8 protein-coding genes and 2 tRNA genes are annotated in these 11,179 nt (G+C 63.6%); 3 read left to right on the top strand and 7 right to left on the bottom strand.

The window, feature by feature from the left end; all coding sequences use genetic code 11:
• Positions 1-16 precede the first annotated feature (16 nt).
• Both HX786_RS30760 and HX786_RS30755 read left to right on the top strand, forming a co-directional pair.
• Positions 17-92, top strand: a tRNA-Val gene (locus HX786_RS30760).
• A gap of 19 nt (positions 93-111) precedes the next feature.
• A tRNA-Asp gene (locus HX786_RS30755) sits at positions 112-188 on the top strand.
• Between the two features lie 78 nt (positions 189-266).
• Here the strand turns inward: HX786_RS30755 and HX786_RS30750 are convergent.
• Positions 267-1,781 (bottom strand): MFS transporter, encoded by a 1,515-nt coding sequence (locus tag HX786_RS30750; RefSeq protein WP_178913043.1) that lies wholly within the window; start codon positions 1,779-1,781, stop codon positions 267-269.
• Between the two features lie 105 nt (positions 1,782-1,886).
• Here HX786_RS30750 and HX786_RS30745 point away from each other — a divergent pair, with 105 nt between their 5' ends.
• Complete coding sequence (locus HX786_RS30745; RefSeq protein ID WP_178913042.1) at positions 1,887-2,810, top strand: LysR family transcriptional regulator; 924 nt, start codon at positions 1,887-1,889, stop codon at positions 2,808-2,810.
• On the opposite strand, the gene HX786_RS30740 is transcribed toward HX786_RS30745, so the two are convergent.
• The 6 genes from HX786_RS30740 to kdpF all read right to left on the bottom strand — a co-directional run.
• Positions 2,770-3,462 (bottom strand): response regulator, encoded by a 693-nt coding sequence (locus tag HX786_RS30740; RefSeq protein ID WP_003219430.1) that lies wholly within the window; start codon positions 3,460-3,462, stop codon positions 2,770-2,772. The genes HX786_RS30745 and HX786_RS30740 overlap by 41 nt on opposite strands.
• Positions 3,459-6,110, bottom strand: a complete 2,652-nt coding sequence (locus HX786_RS30735) for a sensor histidine kinase KdpD (protein ID WP_102606160.1) — start codon at positions 6,108-6,110, stop codon at positions 3,459-3,461. Before HX786_RS30735 ends, HX786_RS30740 begins: the two co-directional genes overlap by 4 nt.
• 129 nt (positions 6,111-6,239) lie before the next feature.
• The gene (gene kdpB / locus HX786_RS30730; protein WP_087695258.1) at positions 6,240-8,312 is read right to left on the bottom strand and encodes a potassium-transporting ATPase subunit KdpB; all 2,073 of its coding nucleotides are present in this window, start codon (positions 8,310-8,312) and stop codon (positions 6,240-6,242) included.
• Between the two features lie 11 nt (positions 8,313-8,323).
• A complete protein-coding gene (gene kdpC / locus HX786_RS30725; protein ID WP_177052082.1) occupies positions 8,324-8,983 on the bottom strand; it encodes a K(+)-transporting ATPase subunit C in 660 nt (219 codons plus the stop codon).
• Positions 8,984-8,993: 10 nt separating this feature from the next.
• Positions 8,994-10,700, bottom strand: a complete 1,707-nt coding sequence (gene kdpA / locus HX786_RS30720) for a potassium-transporting ATPase subunit KdpA (RefSeq protein WP_177010104.1) — start codon at positions 10,698-10,700, stop codon at positions 8,994-8,996.
• Positions 10,701-10,808: 108 nt separating this feature from the next.
• A partial coding sequence (gene kdpF, locus HX786_RS32115) for a K(+)-transporting ATPase subunit F (RefSeq protein WP_256735345.1) occupies positions 10,809-11,179 on the bottom strand: 371 nt, incomplete at its 5' end.

Raw genomic sequence — 11,179 nt, 5'->3', positions numbered from 1 at the left:
CCACACCGAAAGTGAAGGGTGATTAGCTCAGCTGGGAGAGCGTCTGCCTTACAAGCAGAATGTCGGCGGTTCGATCCCGTCATCACCCACCATTCGCTTTATGTGTTACGCGCAGCGGTAGTTCAGTCGGTTAGAATACCGGCCTGTCACGCCGGGGGTCGCGGGTTCGAGTCCCGTCCGCTGCGCCATATTCGGTCACCTGGAACGCTGAACGCCAGGTACCACAGGAAGCCCGCTCATTGAGCGGGCTTTTTTGTGCCTGGGATTCAGCTCAACGATTGAATGCCCGGTTCGGTTTGCACGGGTGCAATGCTGTTTCGCCCCATGAAGGCCAGGACCACCAACGCCGTCAGCACGGTGAATCCCGCGAGCAGTTGCAGCAAGGTGTTGAACCCCGCGATGTAGGCGCTGCGCAGTGCTTCCAGCGGAAGGGCGGCCGAGGCCAGTTGCACGTTGCCCATGACCAGGCCTTGGGCAATCACTGACACGTCGGCCCCTGCGCGACCCTTCAGGTGATGTGCCACCAATGCGCCCAATACCGCCATCGTAATCGCCAGCGCCACGCCTTCACTGGCCACGCGGGTGGTGTTGAAAATCCCCGCCGCCATTCCCGCGCGCTCCTTGGGCACCACGCTGATCGCCAAACCATCCATCAAACCCCACGGCAGCCCGGTGCCTATCCCGATGACCAGCATTGCGGCGATGGTCTGCGCAGGCTGGTTGGCCAGGCTTAATCCCCACAGGCCCACCGCCGCGATCAGCAAGCCAATGGCACACAACAGTCCTGCTGAGAGCCAGCGCGTCAGCGATGCGGCGATCATCGGCACCACCAGCATCGGTGCCGATAACGCGAGCATCATCAAACCCGCGTCCAGCGCGCTGGCGCCTTCCACACCGATAAACCGCAGGGGCAGCAACACGATCAGCACGATGTAGCAGTAGCAGGTACCGATCGGCAGGAGCTGCACGCCTATAAAACGCGGGAAGCGAAACAGCCGCAGCTCCAGCATCGGTTGGCTTGAGCGGTTTTCGACGAGGACAAACACCAGCAAAAACACCGCCGCCGCGATCATCAGGGCATCAACCAGCGGCGACGTCCAGCCGTGCTCCGGCGCGAGGATCACCGCCGTGGTCAGGGCCACCAGCATCGCGGAAAACGTCAGTACACCAGCGGTGTCCAGCCGCAGCGCTTGCGGGTCGCGGCTTTCACGCATTTTGGGCGCGGCAAACAGCAGCGAAATACCGGCCAATAATGCAGTGCCGAGAAAAATCGAGCGCCAGCCCCAGTGCTCGATCAGCACCCCCGACAGCAATGGCCCAAACGCCAGGCCTGCACCGAATGTGGTGCCCAGCAAGCTGAAGGCGCGGGTACGGGCGTGCCCGTCGAACTCCTGGGCCAGCGCCGCACAGCCACTGGCCAATGCCGTAGCCGCCGCGACGCCCTGCACGCCACGCAACACATCCAGCCAGAAAATCCCCGGTGCCACTGCCAGCAGCAAGGAGACCACGGTAAACAGCGCCATGCCCCACAAGAAAAGACGCTTTCTCCCATAGAGGTCGGCTAGGGTGCCGGCGGCCATTAACAGGCTGCCGAAACTCAGCATGAATGCGTTGGTGATCCACGCCAGCTGGCTGGGCTGGGCGGCAAATGCCTGGCCGATAAAGGGCGTGGCGACGGCGCCGCCGGTAAAGCTCATGGGCAATACCAAGGCGGCCAGGCAAATGGCCGCCAGGATGGAATATCGGCCATGGGCGGGCGCAGATTCGGTTGTCGTGTTCATAGGGGCATTCCCGCGAGTTTGAAGATTAAAAGACTCTAATCAGGATGCAATCACGGATAAACGGGCTTACATTCCGTTCATAACGGACTGAATGGATGCAATGACGTGGCCGATAACCTGAGCGGCGTGATCGCCTTCGTGAAAACGGCAGAGGCCCTGAGCTTCACCGGCGCGGCCCGGGCGATGGGGATTTCCGCTTCGGCGGTGGGCAAGAATGTCGCCAAGCTTGAGGCGTCACTGAATGTGCGGCTGTTGCACCGCAGTACGCGCAAGGTCAGCCTCACCGCAGAAGGCCAACTGTTCTACGAACGGTGTCGGAAAATTCTCGATGATTTGCAAGACGCCCGCGCCATGCTTTCCCATGCAATGCAGGCGCCTCGGGGTAAACTGCGGGTCAGCCTGCCCACCATCGGTTATCGCTTTCTCTTTCCGCACATGATGGCGTTCCGCAAAGCCTACCCCGAGATCGAGCTGGAGCTGGATTTCAACGACCATCTGGTGGATGTGATCGAGGAGGGCTTCGACGTGGTCATCCGCAGCGGCGGTCTGGCGGACTCGACCCTGATGGCCCGCAAACTGGGACCGTTCAGGTTTGTGCTGTGCGCATCACCCGAGTACCTGCGGGCCAACGGTCGGCCAGAGTCCCTGAGCGATTTGGAGCATCACCCGTGCTTGCGTTACCGCTTCGCCACCACCGGCAAAATCATGGACTGGACCTTGTCCGCCAACCCGGCCATTACCCAGTTGCGCCTGCCCACCGCCCTGACCTTGAACAACATGGAAGCCATGCTCCGGGCCGCGATGGACGGCCATGGGATCGCCTACGTGCCAGACTTCCTGGCCCGCGAAGCACTCGCCCAAGGCCAGCTGGAAACCGTGCTCGACGGCCATTCCGATGACCAGGGCCAGTTCTGGGCCCTGTGGCCGTCCAGCCGGCACCTCTCGCCGAAAATTCGCGTGTTTGTCGACTTCGCCGCCGCGCACCTGTTCACAAGCCCACCAGTCGGTAGCCCACCTGCAACTCGGTGATGAAGTACTGCGGCTGGGCCGGGTCCGCCTCCAGCTTCTGCCGCAGATGCGCCATGTGCACCCGCAGGTAGTGGGCGCGGTCCACGTAATCCAGGCCCCACACCTCGAGCAATAATTGCCGATGGGTCAGCACCCGGCTCTGCCCGCGAATCATCGCGCACAGCAGGCGGTATTCGATGGGCGTCAGGTGCACCGGAAGGCCTTGGCGCCACACTTCATGGGTCGCCAGGTCCACCTCGATATCGCCAAACGCCACCTTGCTGGTGGCCGCCACGGTGCCGGTCTGCCCATGACGGCGTAGTTGCGCACGGATGCGCGCGAGCAACTCGGGTACGCCGAAGGGTTTGGTCAGGTAGTCATCGGCGCCGGCGTCCAGGGCGGCGACTTTTTCCTCTTCGCGATCCCGCGCCGACAACACCAGGATCGGCACCGCCAGCCATCCCCGCAGCTCGCTGATCAGCTGTTTGCCGTCGCCGTCCGGCAGGCCCAGGTCGACGATCACCAGGTCCGGCTGACGGCTGGAAGCGTGGATCAACGCGCGTTTGACGCTGTCGGCCTCGAACACCTGGAAGCCCTCATCCTGCAGGGCGATGCCGACAAAACGGCGGATGTTGGCCTCGTCTTCAACAATCAGAATGCGTGCAGTGCTCATAGGGCGTCCATTGGGGGCGGAGTACCCGCCGGTAAAGTGATGACGAAATGCATGCCGCGCTCGCTGCCGGGTCTGGCTTCGATGCGCCCGCCGTGGGCTTCGACGATGCGCTTGGCCAGGGCCAGGCCCAGGCCGATTCCGGCGACCGAGGATTCCTGCTGGCCACGGGCAAACGGTTCGAACAGATTGGCCGGCGCGCTGCCCGGGCCGGTGTCGCTGACTTCCAGCAGGATGCTGTCGGAAACGGAACGGGCGGTAACGGTGATGACCGTGCCAGGCGGGGTGTATTTGGCGGCGTTGTCCAGCAGGTTGACCAGCACCCGTTCGATCAGCAGCGCGTCGACTTCCACCAGCGGTAATTGCGGGTCCAGCGTCGTGTTCACCACATGCCGGGCCAGTGGTTCACGCAACTGGCGCAGGGCGCTGCCGACGATCTCTTCCAGCAAATGCCATTGCCGGTTGAGCCGCACACCGCGCTCCTGCATGCGGGCCATGTCCAGCAAGTTTTCGATCAAGCGTTGCATCGAAGTCGCCTGCTCATGAATACCGTGCAGCAACGCGGTCAGCGGCCCCGGCGGCGCATGGGGCAGGGCGGTGTCGGCGGCGCCGATCAGTGTGGTCAGGGGAGTGCGCAGGTCGTGGGAAATCGCCGCGAGCAAGGTGTTGCGCATTTTCTCGCCTTCCATCTGCACCATCGTGCTTTGCGCCACTTCGACGAAGTGCACGCGCTCCAGGGCAATCGCCAATTGGCTCATGCAGGCTTCCAGCAGGCGGCGCTCTTCGGGCTCGTTGAGGCGTTCGCTTTGCGCCAGTTCCAGCACCAGCACACCGCGCACGCGCATCGGCGCCTTGAGCGGCAGGTAGCAGCCCTTGGCGGCGGACAAGGTGTCGGTGCCCTGGCCGGCGGACTGGCCGTGGTCGTAGGTCCATTGGGCGATGCTGTCGTCGATCGGCAGCCCGCCCGCGCCCACGCTGTGCACGCCGTCGGCGGCGTCCGGCAAGGCCAGGCCGACCCGCGCCTCGAACACGCCGCTGAAGGTGCGCAGCGCCACTTCGCTGATCTGCTCCACGGTCAACGCGGCCGACAGGTCCCGGGCCAGACGCGCCAGGGAAGTAGCGCGGCGTTCCCGGGCAGCGGCGGTGCGCGCTTCGTGGCGCAGGCGGGCGGTGAGTTGCCCGGTGATCAGGGCGATGCCGAGCATCAGCGCGAAGGTGAAGAAATACTGGGTGTCGTTGACGGTAAACGAGTAGCGCGGCTGGACGAAAAAGAAGTCGAAACACAGCACCGCGAGCATCGCTGCCCACACGCCGGGGCCGCGTCCAAACCGCAGGGCCACCAGCACCACCGTGAGCAGGAACAGCATCACCACGTTGGCCAGGTCGAACACCTGCAGCAGCAGCGCGGCGATGGCGCTGGCGGTGAAACAGGCGAGTGTGGACCAGAGGTAGGCCAGGGTTCTGCCGGGCGCTGGTGTAGGTTTTTCAATGGCAGGAACAGTGCCTGGCAACATGCCATGGGCGATCACGATCTGGTCGATCTGCGGATGGTGCCGGCTGATCCGGTCGCTCACCGACTGATGCCAGAACCGCCATGCCCGGCGCGGGTGATGGCCGAGCACCAGGCGATTGGCGTTGTGTTCCCGGGCACAGGCGGCCAGTGCTTCGGCGACGTCCATGCCCGGCAATGTCGCGGTGTCGGCGCCGAATTCGCTGGCCAGGGCCAGGGTTTTCATCGCCGTGAGATAACGCTTGGCGCCGCGGCCCTGGGCTGCGGCGACGTGCACCACGATCCAGTCCGCCTCGAGCTTTTGCGCCAGGCGCGCGGCTTCTCGCACCAGGCGTTCATCACCGGCGTCACCGGCCACGCCTACCAGCAATCGCTCGCGGGCGGGCCACAGGGTCTTGATCGACTGTTCGCGACGGTACACGCGCATCTGCGTGTCGACCCGGTCGGCCGTGCGGCGCAGGGCCAGTTCCCGCAGGGCGAGCAGGTTGCCCTTGCGGAAAAAGTGCCGCGACGCACGTTCGGCCTGAGGGCCCAGGTACACCTTGCCGTCCTTCAAGCGTTGCAGCAGATCATCCGGCGGCAGGTCCACGACGACCACTTCGTGGGCATTGTCGAACACGTGGTCCGGTACGGTTTCCCGCACGCGAATGCCAATGATCCCACTCACCAGATCGTTAAGGCTTTCCAGGTGCTGGACGTTGAGGGTGGTCCACACATCGATGCCGGCGCTGAGCAGTTCTTCCACGTCTTGCCAGCGTTTCGGGTGGCGCGAGCCGGGCACGTTGCTGTGGGCGAGTTCATCCACCAGCAGCACGGCGGGATGGCGTTGCAGGGCCGCGTCGAGGTCGAATTCGGTGAGGGTGAAATCGTGATGCAGGCGGTGGGCGCGGGGCAGTTGTTCGAGGCCGTTGAGCAGGTTGGCGGTTTCCTGGCGGCCGTGGGTTTCCACCACACCGGCGAGTACGTCGCGGCCCAGGCTGACTTCCCGTTGCGCCGCGTCAAGCATGGCGCAGGTCTTGCCCACCCCGGCGTTGGAGCCGAAGTAGATACGCAGTTTGCCGCGCAAGGCGGCCTGTTCTTCCTGCTGGACCCGGGCGAGAAGGGCGTCGGGGTCGGGGCGTTCTTCGTTTAATGCGGGCATGTCATTCCTGGTCAATGCGGTTCAATGGTGGGAGCGGGCTTGCTCGCGAAAGCGGTGTGTCAGTGACAGTCGAGTTGGCTGACACTCCGTATTCGCGAGCAAGCCCGCTCCCACATTGGGTTTGCGGTGCTACACGAGACCCAGCCCGGTCAGCACCAGGTCAATCAGCTTGATCCCGGCAAACGGCACCAGCACCCCGCCCAGGCCATAGATCAGCAGGTTGCGATTGAGCAACGCTGCCGCGCCAATCGCCCGGTACGTCACGCCGCGCAGGGCCAACGGAATCAGCGCCACGATGATCAACGCGTTGAAAATCACCGCACTGAGGATCGCCGAGTTGGGGCTGCTCAGGTGCATCACGTTCAGCGCGCCGAGCTGCGGATAGGTCGCGACAAACGCCGCCGGGATGATCGCGAAATATTTCGCCACGTCATTCGCCACGCTGAAGGTGGTGAGCGCGCCACGGGTCATCAGCATCTGCTTGCCCACCTCGACCACTTCGATCAGCTTGGTCGGGTTGCTGTCGAGGTCGACCATGTTGCCGGCCTCTTTCGCTGCCTGGGTGCCGCTGTTCATCGCCACCGCCACGTCGGCCTGGGCCAGCGCCGGGGCGTCGTTGGTGCCGTCGCCGGTCATGGCCACGAGCTTGCCCTGGGCCTGGTAGTCGCGGATCAGCTGCAGCTTGTCTTCCGGGCGCGCCTCGGCGAGGAAGTCATCCACGCCGGCTTCCACCGCAATCGCGGCGGCGGTCAGGCGGTTGTCGCCGGTGATCATCACCGTCTTGATGCCCATGCGCCGCAGTTCTGCGAAGCGCTCTTTGATGCCGCCCTTGACCACGTCCTTGAGCTCCACCACGCCGAGTGCCTTGGCCCCGTCCGAGACCACCAGCGGAGTGCTGCCGCGTCGGGATACTTCGTCGACCTTGGCCTGCAATGCAGCCGGAAAGCTCCCACCGAGCGCTTCGATATGACTGCGGATCGCATCCGCTGCACCCTTGCGAATACCGCGGCCTTCGGGCAGGTCGACGCCGCTCATGCGAGTCTGCGCGGTGAAGTGCACAAAGCTTGCGCCGAGGGCGTTGATGTCCCGCGCGCGGATGTCGAACTTCTGCTTGGCCAGCACCACGATGCTGCGGCCTTCCGGGGTTTCGTCGGCCAGGGACGCCAGTTGCGCCGCGTCGGCCAGTTCAGCTTCCTTGACCCCCGGTGCCGGCAGGAAACTGCTGGCCTGGCGATTGCCCAACGTGATGGTGCCGGTCTTGTCCAACAGCAACACGTCGATGTCACCCGCCGCCTCAACGGCGCGGCCGGAAGTGGCGATCACATTGGCCGACATCATGCGGCTCATGCCCGCCACGCCGATGGCCGAGAGCAGGCCGCCGATGGTGGTGGGAATCAGGCACACCAGCAACGCCACCAGCACCGTGGCGCTGATCACGTTGCCACTGCCACTCATGGCCACGGCAAAGATCGAGTACGGGCTCAGCGTCGCGATCACCAGCAGGAACAACAGGGTCAGGCCCACCAGCAAAATTGTCAGGGCGACTTCGTTGGGCGTTTTCTGACGCTTGGCGGATTCGACCATCGAGATCATGCGGTCGAGGAACGACTCGCCCGGGTTGACGCTGATGCGCACCACCAGCCAGTCCGAGAGCACCCGCGTGCCGCCGGTGACCGAGGAAAAGTCGCCGCCGGCCTCGCGAATCACCGGTGCCGATTCGCCGGTGATTGCGCTTTCATCCACCGAGGCCACGCCTTCGATCACCACGCCGTCCAGCGGCACCAGGTCGCCGGCTTCGATCAACACCACCTGGTCTTTGCGCAACAGCGTGGCTTCGGTCGGCAGCCATGGGGCGCCGTGTTTGGGTTGTTGCAGCAACTTGGCCAGGGTCTGGCGCTTCATCCCGCGCAGGCTGGCGGCCTGGGCACGGCTGCGGCCTTCGGCCAGGGCCTCGGCAAAGTTGGCGAACAGCACGGTAAACCACAGCCACAAACAGATGCTGAGGATAAAGCCGCTGGGCGCTTCACCCTGGCCACCCAGGGACTGGAACCACAGCAGCGTGGTGAGGAGGCTGCCCAGGTACACGACGAACATCACCGGGTTTTTCCACTGCGCCTGGGGCAGCAGTTTCTTGAACGCATCCCCGCAGGCGGTGAGCACGATGGCGCGATCAAACAGAGGTAAACGAGCATTCTTGATCATGGGGGAATCTCTTACTCACTGGCCGCAATGGGGGGCTGGCGCAGAGGCAGACGGGCGTCCAGCGCGAGGTTGAGTTGCAGCACATTGACTCGTGGTTCGCCGAGCAAACCGAGGGTGCGGGCAGCGGTGTTTTCGTTCACCAGTTGCAGCAGTTCGGCTTCGGGGATCTGTCGCAGGCGGGCGACCCGGGCCAGCTGGATGCGTGCGTTGGCCACGGAGATATGCGGGTCCAGGCCGGAGGCGGAAGCGGTGACCGCATCCACCGGCACCTGGGCCTCGGCGGCGAGGCCGTTGTCCTGGCGGTAGGCTTTAACCCGGGCCGCGACCTGGTCCACCAGTTTCTGGCTGGTAGGGCCCAGGTTGCTGGCGCCGCTGGAACCGGCGTTGTACGGCTGGGAGACACTTTTGCTCGGGTCTTGCGGGTCGGCACCGAGGGTCATGCTCGGGCGGCCGTGGAAGTAGCCGGGCCTGGTGAAGTCCTGGCCGATCAACGCCGAGCCGATCACCAAACCGTCGCGTTCAATCAGCGAGCCCTGGGCCTGGAACGGGAACAGCAACTGCGCGGCAAAGGTGGTGAAGACCGGGTAGGCGAGGCCGGTCAGCGCCATGAAAAACACTGCCGAAACCAGCACCGGGCGCAACAGCCCTTTGAATATCGATTGAGTCGTCATCAACGTGTCCTTAGTTGTACGTCTGGCCGGACAGCAACTGCAGTTGCTCCACCAGCGGGCCGAGCGCGAGCGCCGGCAGGAAAGTCAGGCCGCCCACCACCAGCACCACAAACACCACCAGCACCATGAACAGCGGGGTTGCGGTGGGGATGGTGCCGGCGCCGGCAGGCACGGTCTTTTTCATCGCCAGGGAACCGGCCACGGCGAGCATCGGCAGCATGGTGAAGAAGCGCCCGACCAGCATCGCCAGGCCAATGGTGGTGTTGAAGAAAGGCGTGTTGGCGTTCAGCCCGGCGAACGCCGAACCGTTGTTGGCGGTGCCCGAGGTGTAGGCGTAGAGCACCTCGCTGAAACCGTGGGGGCCGAGGTTATTCAGGCTGGCCATGGTGTCGGGCCACAGGGCGGCGAGGGCGGTGAAACCGAGGATGCTGATGGGGTGCGCGAGCACCGAGAGCATCACCAGTTTTATCTCCCGAGCCTCGATCTTCTTGCCGAGGAATTCCGGGCTGCGGCCGATCATCATGCCCACCAGGAACACCGTCAGCAGCGCGTACTGGATCAGGTTGATAAAGCCCACGCCGTCGCCGCCGAACACGCAGTTGAGCATCATCTGCGCCAGGGGCACGAAGCCGCCCATGGGGGTCAATGAGTCATGCATCGCGTTGACCGAACCGGTGGTGGCCGCGGTGGTGGTGGCGATAAACAGGCTGCTGTCGGCGATGCCGAAACGCAGCTCCTTGCCTTCCATATTGCCGCCGCTTTGCTCGATGGACAGCGTCTGGTTGGCACCGGCCTGGGTCAGCAGCGGGTTGCCGTTTTGCTCGGCGCCGTACACCAGCGCGAGAAAGCCTAAGAACATCACCAGGAAGGTGCCGAAAAACACCCAGCCCTGACGGCGTTGCAGCAGCATGCTGCCGAAGGTGTAGGTCAGCGCCGACGGGATCAGCAACATGCTGAGGATGTGCAGGGCGTTGGTCAGCGGCGTCGGGTTTTCGAACGGGTGCGCGGCGTTCATGCTGAAGAAACCGCCGCCGTTGGTGCCGATATGCTTGATCGATTCAAAGCTCGCCACGGCGCCGACAATCAGTTGTTGCTGCGCGCCTTCCAGGGTGGTGGCCAGGGCTTGGGAGGAAAAGGTCTGCGGCATGCCTTGCCACACATACACCAGGGCCATGCCCACGCACAGCGGCAGCATCACGCGGTACAGGGTGCGAGTGAAGTCGACCCAGAAATTGCCGATATCCGCCGAGCTTGAGCGACTCAGGCCACGGATAAAACCGGCTGCGGCGACCACGCCCGAGGTGGCGCCGACGAACATCAGGAAGGTGATTACTGCCATCTGGCTGAAGTTCGACAGGCTGGTTTCGCCCGAGTACGCCTGCCAGTTGGTGTTGGTGATAAAGGAAGCGGCGGTATTGAACGCCAGGTCCGGGGTTTGTGCGGCCAGCCCGAGTGGGTTGATCGGCATGACGGCCTGTAACCGCAGGATGAGATAGCCGAGCAGCATCATCGCGGCGTTCGACAGCAACAGGGCCGAACCGTAGCGGGCCCAGCTCATGGTTTCCAGCGGGTCGATGCCCAGCAGGCGATAGGTATAACGTTCCGGCAGGGCGTGGCGGGTTCCGGTAAACACCCGGGTCAGCCACTTGCCCATCAGCACGGCGAGCCCGGTCATCAACCCCAGGACCAGCGCAAATTCCAGCAAAGTGCTTAGCATGTCGAGGCTCCGTTCAAATCTTGCCCATGGCGACAATGGCCATGGTTGTCGCGGCGAAAAACACCAGGGAGAGGCCTACAAAAATCATGTCGTACATGGTGGGGCTCCCTAGAACTTTTCGGCGCGAATGAGGGCGTAGCCCAGATAAGCGAACAGCCCGACGGCGCATAGGCCGCTGGCGATATAGATGAACTTGAGTGTGAGCACGGTGGAACTCCCCTGATTAATAAGCCGCGATTGCGGACGCGGGGAGGTTAAGAGGTTGGGTATCAAGTTCGGGCACTGATTGCGGGTTTGGGCATTAAGACGGTGTATAGAGGACGGTGGGGTGGGCGAACGGAAAAAAGGGATAACCCGGGGGCGGGGTATCCCTTGAAGCACTGGGGTTTTGCTGCTTTTGATGATCAGCTTATTTGGCTTTCTTTTTCTTTGATTCGCGGGTGGCGAGTTGTTCGAAGCAAAACGCGGCGGCGCCGAAC

This window comes from Pseudomonas sp. 21615526 (assembly GCF_013386245.1).
Lineage (GTDB): Bacteria > Pseudomonadota > Gammaproteobacteria > Pseudomonadales > Pseudomonadaceae > Aquipseudomonas.
This window is presented reverse-complemented; position numbering and strand designations above follow the sequence as displayed.

Bases quoted from the DNA above. Each gene is read 5' to 3' on its own strand.
- HX786_RS30750 (WP_178913043.1), bottom strand. From the start codon at position 1,781: ATGAACACGACAACCGAATCTGCGCCCGCCCATGGCCGATATTCCATC.
- HX786_RS30740 (WP_003219430.1), bottom strand. From the start codon at position 3,462: ATGAGCACTGCACGCATTCTGATTGTTGAAGACGAGGCCAACATCCGC.
- HX786_RS30735 (WP_102606160.1), bottom strand. From the start codon at position 6,110: ATGCCCGCATTAAACGAAGAACGCCCCGACCCCGACGCCCTTCTCGCC.
- kdpB (WP_087695258.1), bottom strand. From the start codon at position 8,312: ATGATCAAGAATGCTCGTTTACCTCTGTTTGATCGCGCCATCGTGCTC.
- kdpC (WP_177052082.1), bottom strand. From the start codon at position 8,983: ATGACGACTCAATCGATATTCAAAGGGCTGTTGCGCCCGGTGCTGGTT.
- kdpA (WP_177010104.1), bottom strand. From the start codon at position 10,700: ATGCTAAGCACTTTGCTGGAATTTGCGCTGGTCCTGGGGTTGATGACC.